Origin of the sequence: Actinomadura sp. NPDC049753 (genome assembly GCF_040674655.1) — a bacterium.
GTDB lineage: Bacteria > Actinomycetota > Actinomycetes > Streptosporangiales > Streptosporangiaceae > Spirillospora > Spirillospora verrucosospora.
This window is the reverse complement of record NZ_JBFARL010000070.1, coordinates 19183-36228: the sequence shown is the minus strand read 5'-3', so window position 1 is coordinate 36228 and position 17046 is coordinate 19183. Positions and strand designations below refer to the sequence as shown.

At 73.2% G+C, this 17046-nt stretch carries 16 protein-coding genes; 6 read left to right on the top strand and 10 right to left on the bottom strand.

What is annotated here, in order from left to right; all coding sequences use genetic code 11:
* The 3 genes from AB0K37_RS19575 to AB0K37_RS19565 form a co-directional block, all read right to left on the bottom strand.
* Nucleotides 1-209: hypothetical protein (locus AB0K37_RS19575; RefSeq protein ID WP_363982790.1), on the bottom strand; the 209-nt coding region annotated here is incomplete at its 3' end.
* Nucleotides 206-1561 carry a hypothetical protein gene (locus tag AB0K37_RS19570; RefSeq protein ID WP_363982787.1) on the bottom strand — a complete coding sequence of 452 codons (1356 nt, stop codon included), beginning with the start codon at nt 1559-1561 and terminating at the stop codon, nt 206-208. The genes AB0K37_RS19575 and AB0K37_RS19570, both read right to left, overlap by 4 nt.
* Nucleotides 1562-1563: 2 nt before the next feature.
* Nucleotides 1564-2670 (bottom strand): hypothetical protein, encoded by a 1107-nt coding sequence (locus tag AB0K37_RS19565; protein ID WP_363982784.1) that lies wholly within the window; start codon nt 2668-2670, stop codon nt 1564-1566.
* Between the two features lie 584 nt (nt 2671-3254).
* Here AB0K37_RS19565 and AB0K37_RS19560 point away from each other — a divergent pair.
* The 3 genes from AB0K37_RS19560 (at nt 3255) to AB0K37_RS19550 (ending at nt 4719) form a co-directional block, all read left to right on the top strand.
* Entirely contained in the window at nt 3255-3611 is a 357-nt protein-coding gene (locus AB0K37_RS19560; protein ID WP_363982781.1) for a TraR/DksA C4-type zinc finger protein, read from the top strand.
* A 115-nt stretch (nt 3612-3726) separates the two neighbouring features.
* Nucleotides 3727-4239, top strand: coding sequence for a hypothetical protein (locus AB0K37_RS19555; protein ID WP_363982778.1), 513 nt, complete (start codon nt 3727-3729; stop codon nt 4237-4239).
* A 90-nt stretch (nt 4240-4329) separates the two neighbouring features.
* On the top strand, nt 4330-4719 hold the full coding sequence (locus tag AB0K37_RS19550; protein ID WP_363982775.1) for a DUF1232 domain-containing protein: 390 nt from the start codon (nt 4330-4332) through the stop codon (nt 4717-4719).
* Between the two features lie 15 nt (nt 4720-4734).
* On the opposite strand, the gene AB0K37_RS19545 is transcribed toward AB0K37_RS19550, so the two are convergent.
* From AB0K37_RS19545 to AB0K37_RS19525, 5 genes are all read right to left on the bottom strand, one after another.
* On the bottom strand, nt 4735-9207 hold the full coding sequence (locus AB0K37_RS19545; RefSeq protein WP_363982772.1) for an HAD-IC family P-type ATPase: 4473 nt from the start codon (nt 9205-9207) through the stop codon (nt 4735-4737).
* Between the two features lie 100 nt (nt 9208-9307).
* Nucleotides 9308-9688: a VOC family protein gene (locus AB0K37_RS19540; RefSeq protein WP_363982769.1), complete on the bottom strand. Its 381-nt coding sequence runs from the start codon at nt 9686-9688 to the stop codon at nt 9308-9310.
* A 49-nt stretch (nt 9689-9737) separates the two neighbouring features.
* Nucleotides 9738-10490 carry a helix-turn-helix domain-containing protein gene (locus AB0K37_RS19535; RefSeq protein ID WP_363982766.1) on the bottom strand — a complete coding sequence of 251 codons (753 nt, stop codon included), beginning with the start codon at nt 10488-10490 and terminating at the stop codon, nt 9738-9740.
* Nucleotides 10491-10553: 63 nt separating this feature from the next.
* Nucleotides 10554-11414 (bottom strand): DUF3592 domain-containing protein, encoded by an 861-nt coding sequence (locus tag AB0K37_RS19530; protein ID WP_363982763.1) that lies wholly within the window; start codon nt 11412-11414, stop codon nt 10554-10556.
* A gap of 53 nt (nt 11415-11467) precedes the next feature.
* Nucleotides 11468-12562 (bottom strand): hypothetical protein, encoded by a 1095-nt coding sequence (locus AB0K37_RS19525; RefSeq protein ID WP_363982760.1) that lies wholly within the window; start codon nt 12560-12562, stop codon nt 11468-11470.
* 224 nt (nt 12563-12786) lie between these two features.
* Between AB0K37_RS19525 and AB0K37_RS19520 the strand changes: the two genes are divergently transcribed.
* Nucleotides 12787-13239: a VOC family protein gene (locus tag AB0K37_RS19520; RefSeq protein ID WP_363982757.1), complete on the top strand. Its 453-nt coding sequence runs from the start codon at nt 12787-12789 to the stop codon at nt 13237-13239.
* Between the two features lie 17 nt (nt 13240-13256).
* Here AB0K37_RS19520 and AB0K37_RS19515 read toward each other — a convergent pair whose 3' ends face one another.
* Nucleotides 13257-13661: a hypothetical protein gene (locus tag AB0K37_RS19515; RefSeq protein WP_363982754.1), complete on the bottom strand. Its 405-nt coding sequence runs from the start codon at nt 13659-13661 to the stop codon at nt 13257-13259.
* Nucleotides 13662-13786: 125 nt separating this feature from the next.
* Here AB0K37_RS19515 and AB0K37_RS19510 point away from each other — a divergent pair, with 125 nt between their 5' ends.
* Together AB0K37_RS19510 and AB0K37_RS19505 are read left to right on the top strand one after the other, a co-directional pair.
* Entirely contained in the window at nt 13787-14467 is a 681-nt protein-coding gene (locus AB0K37_RS19510; protein ID WP_363982751.1) for an isochorismatase family cysteine hydrolase, read from the top strand.
* Nucleotides 14468-14809: 342 nt separating this feature from the next.
* Nucleotides 14810-15751 carry a hypothetical protein gene (locus tag AB0K37_RS19505; RefSeq protein ID WP_363982748.1) on the top strand — a complete coding sequence of 314 codons (942 nt, stop codon included), beginning with the start codon at nt 14810-14812 and terminating at the stop codon, nt 15749-15751.
* Here AB0K37_RS19505 and AB0K37_RS19500 read toward each other — a convergent pair.
* Nucleotides 15705-16841, bottom strand: coding sequence for a helix-turn-helix domain-containing protein (locus AB0K37_RS19500; RefSeq protein WP_363982745.1), 1137 nt, complete (start codon nt 16839-16841; stop codon nt 15705-15707). The genes AB0K37_RS19505 and AB0K37_RS19500 overlap by 47 nt on opposite strands.
* Nucleotides 16842-17046 lie beyond the last annotated feature (205 nt).

Below are 17046 nucleotides of genomic sequence, written 5' to 3'. Positions count from 1 at the left end.
CCGAGCGCCGCGCACTCGGCCGCGCCGGACAGCCACTGCCCGACGGCGACGTCGCCGCCGGCCAGCCGCTCGTTCCAGACGCGCAGCCCGTCGGTGCCGAGGGACGTCGCGACCGGCCCGAGACCGCGGCCGCCGGCCAGCAGCCGGTCCGACCAGGCGAAGACGATCTGGTCGACGCGGCCGGACGCGGGAAGGGGACCGGTCGTCATGACGCCACGCCCTCCCGGTCCGCGGGCGCGCCGAGCACCTCGCGCGGCAGCACGCCCTTCATCGCCAGCAGCGACAGCAGCGGCCGGAGCACCCGCTGCCGCCGGAACGACTGCTCGGGGTACTCGCCGCTCTCCATGTCGACGCCGACGCCGGTCGCCGACGCGAAGTGCAGGGTCGCGTCCTCGCACTTCTGGACCGGGACGAGCCACGACCCCGCCCCGCGCGAGCGCAGCAGGGCGTAGGCGTCCTCGGACTCCTCCTCGACCGTGCCGAGTTCGAGGTCGTCCCGGCGGTCGAGCCACCGGTCGACCTCCTTGAACGCGCGCAGCGTGTCCGACTTGGCGATCACCAGCGCGGCGGGCAGCGGCAGGAACTCCCCGCCCCGCCCGGCGCGGACGTGGTCGATGTGGCTGAGCACCGCGGTGAACCCCGGGTCGCCGGTGTGCCGGCCGTGCCGGACGTCCAGCTCCGTGCCGTCCGCGACGAAGATCAGCCCGTCCGCGATGCTCATGAACGGGGTGTCGTCGCGGGTGTGGCCCTGGCTGAAGATCTCGCCCGGCACATCGAAGATCAGCAGCGCGTACTGCCGGCCGGTGTGCCCGCTGGTGATCCGGTAGGCGCAGGTGAACTCCGGGCTCAGCGCCCGGCGGGTGACCGGCAGGGGCCTGCGGTCGCGCAGCAGGTCGAAGCGGTTCCTGGCGAACAGCTCCCGCTGCAGCCGCGGGTCGAGCGGCAGCACGTCCAGCCGGTGCGAGATCTTCAGCGCGGCCTGGTCGAGCTCCTCCGTCATCGCCGCGAGCAGGTGCGACTTGCCCGATCCCGACGTGCCGACCATCCCGACGATCAGGACGGTCATGCCGCCGAGCGACGCGGGCACGAAGTGGTCCTTGCCGGTGGCCTCGCAGACCCGCCAGGCGTGCATCGTCCGGGTGCGCCAGCGGACGTCGCTCTCGCCGGACTCCCGGGCCAGCGCGATCTCCTCGCCGTCCACGGTGCGGTCGACGAGCGGGGCGCTGTTCCAGTCGAACTCGCTCAGGCAGTACGGGCACACCATGGTGCGGTCGGGGCCGTCCGGCGGGCCGGGCACCCGGGGCCGGTGCGGGGACTCCGCGCCGGTGTCCTGGCTCATCCCCGCCTCGGGCGTGTCGTAGGCGGTGCCGTCGGCCGCGGTGCCGTCGGCCGCCGCGGCGCCGGCGGGCGCGTCCCCGGGCGCGGTGCCGCTCGGCCGGGCGTCCAGACCCGGGGCCGTGACCGGGTCCAGGTCCAGGTCCGGGTTCGCGGCGGGCAGCGGGTAGGCCGGCCCGTCGAGCTTCGGCGGAAGCTTGGGCCTGGGGGGTTCGGGGTCGCTCACGGTCACCTCACGAGCAGGACGGCAGTGACGATCAGGGCCACGGCGAGGACCCCGAGGAGGAGGAAGAGCAGCAGGACGCCCGCGCTTCCGGGGGGCGGCCCGTCCGGGGCCGTCCCGGACGGCGCGACGGGGCTCGCCTGCACCCGCGCCCGCGGCGGCTCGGCCGCGATCCGGCGGCTCTGGCGGAACTCGCGCTGCCGGCGGCGCAGCTCGCGGAACTCGGCCCGCCCGCCCTCCTCCGCGGCGAGCCGCCGGTCGCGGACGGCCGAACGCGGCCTGGTCTCGGCACGCGCCGCCTGTGGGGACGCCTGCGGAGTCGCGTGAGGGGGCGCCTGGCCCGGGGACGGCCGCCGGGGCGGAGCCGCCGGATCGCGCCGCTCCTCCGGGACGTGCCCGGGCGGCGGCGGTTTCGGGCGGCTCCGCCACAGCCGGTCCCTGATCTCACCGGGGGAGACGGCGTGGCCGCCGGTGGCGTGGAAGGCCGGTTCGAGCGCCTGCGCGAGGTCGGCGTCGACCTCGGCGAGCTCCGCGACGAGGGCCGCGGGCGTGCCGCCGCCGGGCGAGCCGATGGCGAGCCGCAGCAGCAGGTGGGCGGCGGCCTGGACGTCCGGGACGTCGCCGGCCGGCAGCCCCGTCGGCGTGCCGAGCGCGGATCCGGCGAGCGCCTCGGACGGGCCGAGCGGCTCCACGTGCCCGAAGCCGTGCAGTTCGACGCGCCGGCCGTCCCAGAACACCGTGTCCGCCGAGACGGCCCGGTGCGCGAAGCCGAGGTCGGCGAGGAACGCGAGCGCGCCGAACAGGTCGCGCGCCGCCCGGCCGAGCTGCACGTCGTCGAGCCGCGGCGCCGGGTCGCACCGGGAGACGGGCACGCCGCGGCGGGTGACCATCAGGCACACGGGGCTCTGCGCCGCCCGGAAGCCGATCATCCGCCCGGCGGACGCCTGCCGCCCGCCGATTCGGTCGTAGACCTCGGCCTCGCGGCGCAGCAGCTTCGCGCCGGTGGGCGTGAGGGCCGTCTTGAGCAGGACGTCGCGGTCGTCGGCGCGGCCGTAGCGGTGGGTGAGGAGTGCGTCCTCGTGCTGCAGCCCGCCCTGCGTGAAAGTGACCATGACGCGACCGGATTGCCCGAAAGATGACTTTTGGAGGGTGAATGTCTCTTCCGCTGGCGCCCCAGCCTGTTCCGTGTAGATAGCGCCCCCTCAGGTCATTTTCACGGCGTGACGGATAAGTGATGCAAAGGATCCGCTAGGTGTGACGCACGGAGTTGGAGGAAGGTTGCCGCCTTTTTTCGGCCGAGGTCGGCATAGCCGAGAGCGGTCACGGCTCTGCCGCGACGGCCCGCCGGACCGTCCGGCGGTGTGCGCGAGGCCGCCCGGTCCCCGCCCCCGTCCCACCGCCCCTGGCGACGCGACCGGACATGGACGGATTTCCAGGAGTGTGCAAAACGCAATGGACGACGTGCTAAGAAAATGCCGCTCACCGGCGACCGGGCGGCCGCACCGGCCTTTCGCCCGGCGAAGAGGAATCGGGCCCGGGTAGGGCCGCGGCGCCCTCGGGCATTAGGACGCGTGGTTCGCCGCCGACCCGGTCCCCAGCCCGGTGGACGAGGGCATCGAGGCGGGAGGGAGCCCCGAGGGACGCCCGCGCCTGCTTGACGGGGAATGCGCCCTCCGACCGGGGAGTTCTTCCGGTGATGAGCGACCGGACGGATGCGGAAGCGGCGCGGACGCGTGAGGTGCTGGAGGCCGAGCGCGAGCGCACGCTCGCCGCCGTCCGCGCGCTCGACCGCGACCGCGAGGGCATCGTGGAGTCGGCCCGGCTGTCGGCCGTGGACGACGAGCACGATCCCGAGGGCGCGACGCTCGGGTTCGAGCGCGCCCACGTGGAGGCGCTGCTCGCGGCGGCCCGGGGGCGTCTCGACGACCTCGACCGCGCTCTCGAACGGCTCGCCGCGGGAACCTACGGCGTCTGCGCGTCCTGCGGCGACCCGATCGGCGCCGGACGGCTCGCGGCCCGCCCCGCCGCGGCACTGTGCATCTCCTGCGCCTGAACATCCCGTGTGCGCACCTCCAGGGTCAGTCACGTTCCGTATTGAAGTGAACACGGCATGGGAAGAAGAGAGGCGACCGCGACATCCCAAGAATCACTCGGGAACAGGAAAGCTCATGCGCCTCTCCACCACGGCTCTCGTCGGCACGGCCGCCGCCCTCAGCCTCGCCCTCACCACCGCCCCAGCTTTCGCAGGGACCGAGACCAGGCTCGCCGCCGAGCCGGTCCAGCTCACCTCCAAGGGTTACGGTGCTCTGAGAATCGGCAGTTCCGAGCGGGCCGCGCTACGCACCGGGATGCTGGTCCGCAAGTCCACCGGCCGCTGGTGCGACGGCTTCGACCTGAAGGGCCATCCCACAGGCCGCGACGACCTGTCGGTCTACATCTCCAAGAAGTACGGGGTCGCGATGATCCAGCCACCCCGCCGCACCCGCACTCCGCGCGGCATTCACGTCGGCTCCACGCTCCGCGAGCTCAAGCGTGCCTATCCGGGTGTGCGGCGCGACGTCCACGGCTTCTGGGACGTCACCGCGCCCCGCAACCACCGCGCGCTCTTCCAGTTCGAGGTGGAACGCGGCCACGTCACCATGATGGCGCTGAACCTGAAGAACCAGGACTGCTTCAACTGATCGGCCCCGGGGCGCGCACCGTTCCACCGACCTCTGAGTGAACCCGTCTGAGACGGCAATACCGGAGGACACGTCCCCCCGGAGGTGCGCATGGTATGGCTCGGGCTTGTCCTCGTTGTCGCGGGCGCCGTCCCGGCTCTCACCGTGGACGGTGAGCTGGGCGGTGTCGACATCACCGTGGCGGGGGCCGCCGTCACGGCCGTCGGCGCGGTCCTCCTGATCGCGGGCATTCTGCGGCTGCGCGTTCGGCGCCGTCTCGGACCGCCCGGCACGGCCGCGCAGGCCTATTACCGGACCTCGACCGGCAAGATCGTCGCGATGGTGGTCGCCGTGATCTACATCGTCTCGCCGGTCGACCTGATCCCGGACGTCTTCCTGCCGTTCGGGATCGTCGACGACGCCACCGCCCTCACCTGGCTGCTCTTCGCCCTCGGCCAGGAGTACACCCGACGGTCCCGCACGCACCGCCGCACCCCCTGACGGTCGCCGGGGAACTCATCCCTCGGCGCCCGCGCGGCCCTGGCCGGCGCCCTGACCCTCGCTGCCGCGGAGTCCGTCCCCTGACGGCAGGAGACGGCCGGCGGCCATCGCCGCGGCGATCGCCGCCGCGGCGGTGGCCCAGCCGAGGGGATCGAGGGGGACGCAGCCGAAGAAGGTGCTGACACCGGGCGTCTGGACGACGACGGCCAGGAGGGCGGCTGAACCGAGCGTGCTGAGCAGGACGGCGCGGTCGTCGTGGCCCGCCTTGAGCGTCTGGGCGAGCTGGGTGCCGATGAGCGCGACCAGGCCGATGGTGCGAGCGCGGACGGCCGGGCCGGTGAAGCGCCCGGCCAGCCAGGCGGCCAGGGCGCCGAGCGTGGTCACCACCGCGCGGTGGGCGATGTCGCGGGTCAGGGCGGAGCCGAGCGAGGTCTCCGGGCCCTCCGCCAGCAGGACCGTGGTGGCGTCCCGGGTGGGGACGCGGACGGCGATGGCCAGGGCGGGGGCCAGGTCGGTGAGCATGTTCATCAGCAGCATCTGGCGGGCCGACAGCGGGGCACGGCCGGTCGTCAGCGAGCCGAACAGCGTGAAGGCGATCTCGCCGAGGTTGCCACCGACCAGGATGGCGAGGGCCTCGCGGACCGACGCCCACATGGCGCGCCCCTCCACGAGCGCGGAGACGATCGTCTCCAGCCGGTCGTCGGCGACGATCATGTCCGCCGACGCCTGCGCCGCGGCCGTGCCGCGCCGACCGAGCGCGATGCCCACGTCGGCGAGGCGGATGCCGGCGGCGTCGTTGGCGCCGTCGCCCGTCATGGCGACGATGCGGCCGCGGCCGCGCAGGGCGCGCACGACGCGGACCTTGTGGACGGGGGTGCACCGGGCCACGACGTCCACGCCGACCAGGGCCTCCGAGAGGGCGTCGTCGTCGAGCCGGTCGATCTCGTCCGCGGTGATGACGCGGTGCTCGACGCCCTCGCCGGCGACCTGGTCGGCGATCGCCGCGGCGGTCGCCGGATGGTCGCCGGTGAGCATGATGATCTGGACGCCGGCGGCGCGGAGGTCGGCGACCGCGGGCGCGGCGGTGGCGCGGACCGTGTCGGCGAGCCCGAGCAGCCCGAGGAAGGTCATGCCGGTCAGCCCGCTCTCGCTGACCGTCTCGCCGCCGCCCGGCACGCGGCGCTCGGCGACGGCGAGGACGCGGTGGCCGCCGGACGCTAGCCGCTCGACGTGCTTGCGCAGGCGCCGCCGGGTGCGGCGGTCCAGTTCGCCGTCCGGAGTGCGGGCGCAGAGCGGGAGGACGACCTCCGGGGCTCCCTTGACGAACACGGTGCGCTCACCGCCGGACGTTCCGAGAGCCGCGTGGAAGGCGCGCGACGGCTCGAACGGCAGGCTGTGGATCTGCTTCCACGGACCGCCGAAGTCGCGGTCCACGCCCGCCCGCGCGGCGCCCTCGTCCACGGCGGCGTCGGTGACATGGCTGTGCCGTCCGTTGCCGGGGACGGGTGTGGCGCGCAGGGCGGCGGCCAGGACCCCGCGGAGAGAGTCGTCCGGCTGGGCGGCCTCCCCGTCGTGGCGGTGGTCGGCGATGCGGGCGAGCGTGATGCGGCCTTCGGTCAGGGTGCCGGTCTTGTCGAAGCACAGCACGTCGACCCGTCCGAGCGTCTCGATGGTCCGCGGGTCGCGGACGAAGATCCCCCGTTCGGCGAGCCGCCGGATCGCGGCCACCTGTGCGGCGCTGACCAGCAGCGGAAGCCCTTCCGGGACGGACGCGACGGCCAGGTTGACGCCTTCGGACAGCGCGCGGCGCAGCGGGCCGCCGCGCAGCAGGCCCGAGGTGACGACGCCGACGGCCGCGCCGACCGCCATCGGCGTCGTGGCCTCGGTGATCCGCTTGAGGCGGGCCTCCACGCCGCTGGACGGGGGGCCCGAGGCCAGGGCGGCGGCCATGGCCCGCCCGCTCTCGGTGGCGTCGCCGAGCGCGACCACCACGGCGGTGCAGTCCCCGGCGGCGATCGTGGTGCCCTCGTAGAGCATGCACCCGCGCTCGGCGACGTGCCGGGCCAGAGTCGGCGCCGTGTCCTTCGCCACCGGAAGGGACTCGCCGGTGAGCGAGGACTCGTCGGCCTCCAGCCCGTTCGTGGTGACGATCCGGCAGTCGGCCGGGACCGCGTCCCCGGCGGCGAGCACCAGGACGTCGCCGCGGACGAGCCGCTTCGCCGGCACCCGCGTCTCCTCGCCGTCCCGCAGAACGGCGACCGGCTCGCCGGACCTGGCCGAGATCCTCGCGATGATCTCGTCCGCGGAGGCCCGCTGCCGGCCGCCGACCAGGCCCGACAGGCCGATGGTCGCGGCGACGAGCGCGGCGTCGACCGGCGAGCCGACCGCCGCCGCACCGGCCGCGCCCGCGGCCAGCACCGCCGTCAGCGGGTTGGCCAGCTCCTGGACCACGGCCCGCGGCAGCGCCCGGCGGCCCCCTCCGCGGCGCGCGCGGTCCGCGCCGTGCTCGCCCCGGTCGCGCGCCTCGGCATCGGACAGGCCCCCGGCGCGGCTGTCGAGGCGCTCCAGCACCGCCTCCACGGGCAAGGCATGCCACGGCGTGGACGGCAGCGCCGGCGCGGGAACCCGCCGCATCACCTCGCGGGCCGTCCAGGCGCCGTAGGCCATCCCCAGGGCCGCCGCGCCGTTGACGGCGGCCAGAGCGCGGTCGGCCGCCTTTCCGGGCGGCCCGGTGAGGGCGAGCAGAGCGGCCACGCCCGTGCCCGACCATGCGAGCATGACGCCCCGCTCGCTGACGCGGCGCGCGGCGGCGACGGCATGGACGACATGCGCGGCCGCCGCCGGATCCCGCAGGACCAGCAGGTGCGCGCCCCATGGCGGCGCCCCGCCCGCACCGTCCGTCCAGTCCGCCACGCCGACATCGGCCGCGGCGAGCGCCGCCGGATCGCGGGAGATCAGCAGGACGCCCGCGCCGTCCTCCTGCAGTGCGCGGACGGAGCCGGCCAGGTCCGGGCCTCCGGGGGCGGTCTCGTCGGGAGGGAGCGGCAGCTCGACTCCGGAGCCGGCCAGGACGATCTTCGCGCCGGCCTCCCGCGCGGCGGTCACCAGGGCGTTCGTCTCCTCTCGCAGGGAGCGGCGCATGCGGATCAGGGCGCGCGGCCGTCCGCCCTCGGCCAGGGCCAGCACCGGACCCGAACCGGGGAGGTCCCGGCCCTCGGCCGGAACCTCCCCGTCGGGCAGCACGCTCGCGGCGGGACCGAGGGACCACCCGTCCGCCTCCCTGACCTCGTCCGGCGCCCCGGGCGCCAGCAGCGCGTGGACGCGCTCGGCCACCTCGGCCTCCGGCGTGTCCGCGAGCACGGCGACCTCGTCCACCACCAGGTCCGCGGTCTGCAGGACGTCGGCGTCCAGCACCACCGTGTCGATCCGGTCCAGGTGGCGCAGCGCCGCCGGATCCAGGGGGAGCACTCCCCGGCCGGCCAGCCGGGCGGCGAGCTCGGCCGCGAAGATCTCGCGGGCGGCGTGGGGCGCCTTCGGCACCGCCGCGACCCCGACGTCCAGCGCGCGGCGCGCACTGCCGGTCAGGAGCCCCCCGAGGACGAGCCCGCCGAGGCCGACGGAGAGCATCCGGGCCGCGTGCCGTTCCGGCGGCCCGTCGCGCAGGTCGTGGGAACGACCGCCGGACACGTGGGCGCATCCGGCCTGCTCGGGCGCGCCGGTCAGTTCCGCTTCGGCGGTCCGCCACAGCCGGCCGGTGGCGGCGGCCTCGCGGCGCTGCCAGAGCCGCTGCGCCACGTCGACGGCGAGCCCCGTCCCGCCGGGCGCGAACGCCTGCACGGCGGCCTGCGTCAGCGGCATCCACCGCTCGACCGGCGCACCCGGGACCAGCCCGGCCAGAACGCCGCGCAGGACGGGCACGGCGTCCGCGAAGGCCACCAGGCCCGCGACCTCGGACGGCAGCACGGCCCGCCCGAGCAGCCACTGCGCCCCCGTGATCGCGAGCCCCGCCAGGTCGGCGCCGAGGGCCAGCGCCGTCGGCGGTGCCGCGGTGCCGCCCGCCTCGGGCTCCTCGCCCTCCAGGACCGCGTCCAGTGCCTCCACGATCTCCAGGACGGACTCCGGCGGGACCTCCTCCGACACGTGGACGATCAACCGTCCCAGGGCCGCGTTGACCCGCGCCCAGCGCACGGCGGGAAGCCCTTCGACGGCGTGCTCCAGGGCTTGCGCCTCGGACCGCCTCTCCGCCTTGTGCAGGTGACGCAGCTCGATGTGCAGCCGCTCCGGGTACCTGTGGACGGTCCGCGCCGGCCGGAGAGCCTGCGCCGCCATGCTTCCGGCTCCACCGAGGACGCGTCTCGTCTGGCGGATCGGCACGGCCGCCGCCCGGACGCCCAGAGCCCCCGCGTGGTCCGCCGCGCGGACGACGGCTCCCCCGCCCGGGAGACCACCGGCCGCCGCCGCGCCGCGCCGCAGGAGTTCAAGGACCATGACGCTGCCCTAACCCCGCAAGCAGGGCCTAAGCGCGTATCAGACCCTGTTTGCGGAAGTCGGCCGCTCGCATGACCTGGCCGGCGGCGGCCGGGCCGGATCATCCGCCGTCGAGCAGGCGGAGGATCCAGACGTGGCCGAACGGGTCGCGGAGCCGGCCCATGCGGCCGTACGGGTGGTCCTCGATGGGGTAGATCACGGTCGCCCCTCCCGCCTCCATGCGGGAACCGACCGCGTCGGGGTCGGGCACCTCCAGATTGATGATCACGGGGGAGCGGTCGAGGCCGAGCGCGGTCGGCCCGGCGTCGACGGCGTCCTCGTCCTTGAGCGTGAGCTGGACGTCCCCGAGGACCAGCCGGACGTGGACGATCTTCCCGTCCGGTGTCTCGAAGCGTTCGGTCTCCTTGAGGCCGAGTACCGTCGTGTAGAACTCGACGGCACGGCCCGCGTCGTCGACGACGAGTTTCGGGAAAAGGTTCATGGCTCCATCGTGCGGGCCGCCCGCGTGCCCCGTATTGGACGAATTTCCCTCAGAGCGGCACGTGGTTGGGCTGGTCGGGGGAGCGGGGCCGGTACTCGGTCGGCCGCAGCCCGGCGATGTCGCGGAAGTCGCGGATCAGATGCGACTGGTCGGCGTAGCCGCAGGTGAACGCGAGCTCCGCCCAGTCGACCGGGCGGTCGTACGGTATCCGCCGGAGCGTGCGCTGGAACCGCCGCACGCGGGCGAAGCGCTTGGGCGTCAGGCCGACGCGATCGTGGAAGAGCCCGATGAGGCGCTTGCGGGTGAAGCCGAGCCGGTCGGCCACCTCGCCGACGGGGACGCCCCGGTCGAGCGCCGAGATCGCGGCCTCCAGAGCGGGGTCGCGGTCCAGGTCGCCCGCCTCGAGAAGGACCGACTCCAGCGCGTCCAGGATCTCGGCGGGGCCATCGGCCTCCAGGAGCCGTTCCCGCACGACCGCCCCGGCGCGGCCCCAGAGATCCTCCAGGACGACCAGCCCGGGCTCGGGCGGGAAGAAGGGGAACGCGCCGCCGGGCTTGAACGCGACCCAGGCGATGGCCCTCTGGTCCTCCGTGTCGATGACGGAGGGCCGGGACGTCGCGCCGAGGACCGCGGCTCCGCCGGCCCCGCCGGTGAACGCGTCGGCGTGCAGGTTGACGAACAGCTGGGCGCAGCCGGTCGGGATGGACCGCTCGCGGACGGCAGGGCCGTGCGACTCGGAATAGCCGAGGCCCGCAACGAACGGATCGAGGGCCGGGTGGAGAGGCCCGCGATGAAACAGCACACCCCCAGCCTAAAGGCGCACTTCACCGCGTCCCAACTCCTCCGGCCCGATCGTCCGCGGGCCTCACAACATGACCGCTCCCGCGACGGCCGCCGACGCGACGGCGAGAAGGCCCACGACGTTGACGGCGACGTCCGTTCTCAGGGAGCGCTGTTCGGCCACGCGGTTCAGGGTGTAGACGGCCGGGTCGTCCGGTGTGTAGTGCACCGTGACCTCCCGGCCCCGTGCGTCGGCCGGGTCCGGCATCCGCTCGGTGCAGTGGGCGGTGACGGCCGCGCCCTCCCGCGTGGTGAACGCCACGACCGGCGTGATGGTGGTGGAGGTGCCGCCTTCCTCGTCGGTTCTGACGTCCCTGAGCACCGCGATGACCCGGCCCTGGACGGCGATCATGGAGGCCAGCGTCTCGCGGCGGCGGCGCGTGTCGCGGATGTTCCCGGGCAGGTGGCAGGCGCCGACGACGGCCCACGGCCCGCAGAAGCCGATCAGCGCCCACGGCCAGCCCCGGTCGATCGCGGCGCCGACCACCGCCCCGGCGTAGACCAGGAAGAGCGCGAGGTTCGGCAGGCCGAGGCCGCGGCCACCCTGCTGGGGACGGTCGGTGAACCGGTAGGCGTGCGGCCTTCCGCGCGGGTAGTGGACTCCGATCTCGCGGCCCGTCCACGCGGCGGTGATCATCTCGCCCCGGTCACCGTCGTTCGTCACGATGGCCTCCTGTCCGCTGGACGGGTCGCGGTAGGAGACGACCACCGATATACCGCCCTTCCTGGAGCCGCCGTGCCGGGGCTCCCGCACCTGCACGATCCGCCCCGTGACCCGGACCGTCCGCTGCGCCCGGGTCATCCCGGCCAGCGACAGCCCGTAGCCGGCCAGCGCGACCGTCCCCAGAACCGCGCACCACAGCGCGAGGTATCCGTGCCAGCCCATACGTCTTCCTCCTGCCATTCAGGAACGGTCCGCCGGACACGCCGCCGCCGGTGTCACCGCACCGGGCTGCGCCGCACCACTTCGCCGCGCCCGTCCGCCTCCATCGAGGCCGTGCCTTCGGAGCCGGTCACGGTGATCCTGATGGTGAGGGAGCCGGTGACGCGGTGGGCGGTGAGCTGCCAGCTCCGCGGTGATTCGATGCCGAGGGTGGTCTTGGCCGCCGTGACCAGGGAAGGGATGCGGTCGTAGGGCACGGAACGCAAGTCGAAGTGCGGGGCCTCTTTCCCGGTGGGGAGAAAGACGATCGACAGCAGGCGGTTCTGCACGACGAGGGTGACCGCCCGGTGCCTGTCCTTGCCTTCGGTGAGCGAGTCGACGGCCCGGCGCAGCTCTCCCTCGTCGAGCAGCGACCGGCCCGGGCCGAGGACCATCGTGCTGGACGCCGACGTCACGATGGTGGTCGACGGCGTGGGCGTGGAGGAGACGGACGGCTGCGAGGTGGGCTGCTGCGCGGCGCCGCTCTCGGGGAACAGGTCGGCACGGAAGAGCAGGACCACTGCGGCGGCGCCGAGCAGCAGGCCGAAGAGCGTGGCGAAACCGGCGGCCGTGCCCTCCGGGGGGTCGCTCACCATGGCGGGCCCGGGCGCTGAGTCGATGCGCGCGCCGGCCGCCCGTTCCTCCCACTCGGGTGTCGGCCGCTTCACGATCCTCACCCGCCATGGCCGGTCCGGCGCGTACTCGACCACCAGGACGCCCTGCGGCCGATAGTCGGGGAGGTCGGCGATATGGACGTCCTGCCTGATCTCGACGCGGTACGCCGGCGCGCCGTCCGGCGCGACCGTGAGATCGAAGCGCACCGGGACGTCGGTCTCCTCGCCCTTGACGGCCTCCAGACTCTCGATCACCGCCAGCGCCGTGCGGGGCGCGACGGACGCCTCCCGGTGGCGCCGCGGCACACCGGCGAGGAAGACGAGCAGGCCGTAGACCGCAGGCGCCGCCAGACCCGTGACGAACAGCGGCACCCTCTCGATGACGACGCCGGCGACGAGGGCGGCCAGCGACGTCCCCAGCACGCCGCCCGTCAGGAACCCCCGGGCGAGGTCCACGGGAGCCCGGCGCGCGGGCGGCGTCGCCGCCGTGATCGTCATACGGGCGATTGTGTCGGTTCCGGGCGGCGCCCGACAGGTCCTTCTTCACTTGACCAGAATTTGACGGATTCGGCGACCGGCCCATAGTCCCGGGCGCGGCGTTCCGCTGCCGCGAGTATGGACAATTCCTATTGCCGTCCAGGCGTGACCGCGGCCGGGCCGTCCCGGAGGGACGCGCACCCCGGCTCGGGGACAGGTGTCACCTGCGACATGGAGGAATCCGAATGCCGGACCAAGGCGACCTTCCGGCGCCGAGCCAGGGGCTCGTGCTCACACACTTCCTGACCGTCCGGGACGTGGCCGTCTCCAGGGAGTTCTACGCGGACGTCCTCGGCGGTGAGGTGGTGCTTTCGGAGAACCCGGCCATCGTCCGGGTGGCCAACACCTGGATCATCATGAACCCCGGCGGCGGCCCGACGCCGGACAAGCCCGACGTCGTCCTGAGGCCGCCCGAGCCCGGGGATCCCGTGTCGTCCTTCCTGAACGTCCGGGTCGCCGACATCGAAGCGTTCTACGCGGCGGCCACCGCCCGGGGTGCGCGGTTCCTGACCGAGCCCCTGGACCGCAAGGCGGAGATCCGCTGCTACATGCGCGACCCGGACGGCTATCTCATCGAGGTCGGGCAGGCCACGGGCATGCTGCACGGCGTCTTCGCCGATCGCCCCGCGCCCGGCTAGGGACGCCGGTCGAGGCGTCACGGCGCGGAGGCGCCGCCGTCTCGCGCCGGGGCCAGCAGGCGGCGGATGCGCTCGTACTCGGCGGCCATCTCCGGCGTGGCGAGGAAGTCGTCGAGATCGGCGGAGACCTCGTGGTCGACGTCCTCGACGGAGCGGATGGCGAGCTCGTAGAGCTCGCCGCGCCGGTTCTGCTCCAGGTAGCTCTGCCAATGCCCCAGCGCGCTGATGACGGTGAGGACTCCGGTGTCCAGATCGTCGTCGACGAGGATGCCGTCATGGATCGTCGCCAGCGCGTCCTGCAGCTCGGCGGCGCTGATCGTCCGGACGTTCGCGCAGGCGGCGGCGAGTGCCGCCCGGGCGTCGTCGTCGAGTTCGTCCTCGGCCGCCCCGCGGAGCAGCTCCGGCCGCACCAGACGAGTCACCGTCTCCTCTCCGAAAGTGCGAACGTCCTCCTCGGCGGCTTCGATGACCAGTCGGAGAATGGCAGCCTCAAGCTCGCTGTAGTTCACGCCCGCAGCCTATGGCTGCCGGAGGTCGAGGAGTGGCCGTGCCGTCAGAGGACGAGGCGCTTCGGCACGAGTGGCGGATCGAGGCCCGGGAGTACGCCCGCCAGGAACGCCGCCGCGGTCGCCGGTTCGCGTTCACGCACCCCGTTCCCGCCCGCACGGCGCTGGTGGTGCTCGACATGGTGCCGTTCTTCGTGTCCGGCAACCCTTACTGCCGGGGGATCGTGCCCAACATCCGCCGGCTCGCCGACGCTCTGCGGGCCGCAGGCGGCACGGTCGCCTGGGTCCTGCCCGCGGTGGGCGAACGCACGGCGGTGGGCGACGAGTTCTTCGGACCGGAGGCGGCCGAGACGTACCGCACCGCCGGCGGCACCGGGCCGATGGCCGACCGCCTGTGGTGCGGCCTCGCGGCCCGTGCCGACGATCTGCTGGTGGAGAAGTCGGCGGCCAGCGCCTTCTTTCCGGGGCGGTGCCTCCTTCCCGGTCTGCTGGAGGAGCGCGAGGTCGACACGGTCCTGATCACCGGCACCGTCACCAACGTGTGCTGCGAGTCCTCCGCGCGCGATGCGAGCACCCTCGGGCTCCGGGTCATCATGGTCGCCGACGCGAACGCGGCGCGCCGCGACCAGGACCACAACGCCACCCTGCACACCGTCTACCGGTCCTTCGGCGACGTGCGCCCGACGTCCGAGGTGCTCGACATGATCGAAATGACCTCGTAGCGCGCCCTCTGGCCGTTCGGAGATTCGGCTCGGGCGGTGGAGAGGGGGCACCCGCCGGGTCTCATTCCTGCGGTCCGCGGCTCCGAAGTGCGCGTTGCCCTTCTCGTGCCACCCCGGACAGTACGTAGTGTCCAGATCAATCTTGTTCTCGGACCGTTCGTGACCAGGTCACGAACGAACGCAAACGGAGGAAAGATGTGTACTGATGGATTAGGCCAGACGGCCCATGTGGGGTCGCACATTAAACTGCTGAAAGACCTTTCGGGGGTCGGCGGAAGTGTAAGCCACGGCACGGTGGACGCCATTATGGTTCCCACGGTCGCTCCACACCGAGTGGGGCCAGTGATCGCCTTGGCGGAGGCGTTGAAGTGCACGATCGTCCTGTTGTGCAGCACGTCCTCGCAGTCGCGGGGGATCGTGATGGGACATGTCCTGCCCTCGAACGCACTTTGCCTGACGGTCCCGCCAGGGCACAGTCACCCGCTGCTCGACTTCGAGCGGCGGGCGATGGAGAAGCACACGGACATCGCGATGAAGAGGAACATCGGTCTGCTCCTTGCCCGCCTGTGCGGCTGGCGGACGATCCTCTTCCTGGATGACGACATACGGGACATGGAGCCTTCTCTGATCCGGAGGGCCGCCGCTCTGACCGAGCAGTATCGGGTGGTGGGATTTCAGGTTCCCGATTTTCCGGATAATTCGGTCGTATGTCACGCCAATCGGGTTTCCGGGGGAGCGCAGTCGACCTTCATCGGAGGCAACGCGCTCCTCGTCGACACGCGTCGCGCGGATACGTACTTCCCCGCGATCTACAACGAGGACTGGCTGTTCATGTACGACGCGGTCGCCGATCGCTCCGCGGGCTTCGCGGGGAGGCTGCGGCAGCTGCCGTACGATCCGTTCAGCCGGAACGCCGCACCGGAGGAGTTCGGCGAACTCATCGCCGAAGGCCTGGTCCGGGCCCTCCATTCCGGCGCGGACGTGTCCACGCTCTACTTCTGGATGGACGCGATCAAGAAGCGTTCGCGTTTCATCGAGGAAGTGGGGAACCGCCTGCGCGGGTCCGCTCCCGTGATGGACGAGCGATCTCCGGATCGCGACCGGGTCCTGCGGCGCCTCGACGAGGCGAGGAAGCGTCTCATGGAGATCTCCCCGATCAGCTGCTTGTCGTTCTACCGCACATGGCGTGAGAACGTGGGCATCTGGCAGCGGCAGCTCCTGGACCTTCCCACCTCCCTCACCTCTCAGCAGGCGATTCGCTACCTGCGACTGTCGAGCGAGTAAGGCTCGCCGGCGGGAGGGGAGGGGCGGGATACCAAGTGTCCGACCGGGCCCGGCCGCCCGCGGCCGGGCCCGATCCAACCCGACCGGTCCCGGGGCCTGAGGCCCCGGGACCACCGGCTTCGAATTGTGGAGGTTGTAGGTGCGGCCCCTGTAAGGGTTGAGCGTTCCCCTGCGGCACGGCCGTTCCGTCCCCCGCCACCACTGCCTGCCGGTAGTCGCTGGGAGAGGTGTCGTAGGCGGCTCGGAAGGCCCGGGTGAAGGCCGAATGGTGGGTGAAACCCCAGCGGGCGGCGATCTCGTGGACCGGGACCCCGTGCTGGGTCGGATCGGCCAAGTCCCGACGGGCGCGTTCCAGGCGTTCGCGGCGGATCAGTGCGCCGACGGTGACGTCCTCGTCCTGGAAGAGACGGTACAGATGGCTGGTCGAGATGTGGTGCGCGGCCGCGACGACTGACGGGGTCAGCTCCGGATCGTGCAGGTTCCGGGCGACGAAGGAGCGGATGCTCAGAGTCAGAGTCCGTCGGTGGGCCTCGGGGGAGAGGTCGCGTTCGGCGTCGAGGGTGTGGGCGAACAGGGCCGAGACCAGGTCGGTCACGACGGCGCCGAGCCGGGGGCCGTCGGTGGCCAGGTAGGCGGCGGTGTCGGTGCTGAGGCGGGTGAGGAGGCCGCCCAGTAACGCTCCGACGCCCTCCCGTGCCGACAGCGGCCGGCCGATCGCGCGGTCGGCGCTCCTGCGCGGGAGCGCCAGGAGGTCCCGGGGAATCTCGACGCCCACGCACCTGACGGACCGGTCACGCTCCCCGACCTGGACCGTGCAGGGGTGCCAGGAGTTCTGGCCGTGCAGGTCGTAGGGACGGTATTCCGCCTCCCGGTCGTCCCAGCTGGCGCGTGCCATCCCTTCGACGACGAGTGTGAGGTTGTACGTCTCGGGATCGGAGTGCCTGATGAGTTTCGCCGTGCGCCGGGACAGCAGCGGCTGGACGGCCGACGGCCACACGGTCACCGCGCCGAGCTGCAAGGTGCGCTGGTGGGCGCGGAAATCAGCTGCATATTCGCTGCTCAGATCCACGGGAGCGTGCGTACGCCCCATCCATTCCCGCCAGCGGTCGAATCTCTCGGCCGGGGGGAAGTCCTCGGTTCTGTACACCGTTTCGATCACTGGCTTCCCCAAGTCCGCTCGTTATGGCCACGAGGTTACTGTTCGCTTCTCGGGCGGGCGCCCTTCGGAGCCTTGGACGCCGCGCCATGCCCCGCCACGCGGGCCCGGGCGAGCGCGGCGCGGATCCGTGAACGGT

What these genes read in the sequence shown, in the direction of transcription:
- AB0K37_RS19560 (WP_363982781.1), top strand. Translation starts at nt 3,255, where the DNA reads ATGAGCGACCGGACGGATGCGGAAGCGGCGCGGACGCGTGAGGTGCTG.
- AB0K37_RS19555 (WP_363982778.1), top strand. Translation starts at nt 3,727, where the DNA reads ATGCGCCTCTCCACCACGGCTCTCGTCGGCACGGCCGCCGCCCTCAGC.
- AB0K37_RS19520 (WP_363982757.1), top strand. Translation starts at nt 12,787, where the DNA reads ATGCCGGACCAAGGCGACCTTCCGGCGCCGAGCCAGGGGCTCGTGCTC.
- AB0K37_RS19550 (WP_363982775.1), top strand. Translation starts at nt 4,330, where the DNA reads ATGGTATGGCTCGGGCTTGTCCTCGTTGTCGCGGGCGCCGTCCCGGCT.
- AB0K37_RS19500 (WP_363982745.1), bottom strand. Translation starts at nt 16,841, where the DNA reads ATGGGGCGTACGCACGCTCCCGTGGATCTGAGCAGCGAATATGCAGCT.
- AB0K37_RS19565 (WP_363982784.1), bottom strand. Translation starts at nt 2,670, where the DNA reads ATGGTCACTTTCACGCAGGGCGGGCTGCAGCACGAGGACGCACTCCTC.
- AB0K37_RS19545 (WP_363982772.1), bottom strand. Translation starts at nt 9,207, where the DNA reads ATGGTCCTTGAACTCCTGCGGCGCGGCGCGGCGGCGGCCGGTGGTCTC.
- AB0K37_RS19530 (WP_363982763.1), bottom strand. Translation starts at nt 11,414, where the DNA reads ATGGGCTGGCACGGATACCTCGCGCTGTGGTGCGCGGTTCTGGGGACG.
- AB0K37_RS19540 (WP_363982769.1), bottom strand. Translation starts at nt 9,688, where the DNA reads ATGAACCTTTTCCCGAAACTCGTCGTCGACGACGCGGGCCGTGCCGTC.
- AB0K37_RS19525 (WP_363982760.1), bottom strand. Translation starts at nt 12,562, where the DNA reads ATGACGATCACGGCGGCGACGCCGCCCGCGCGCCGGGCTCCCGTGGAC.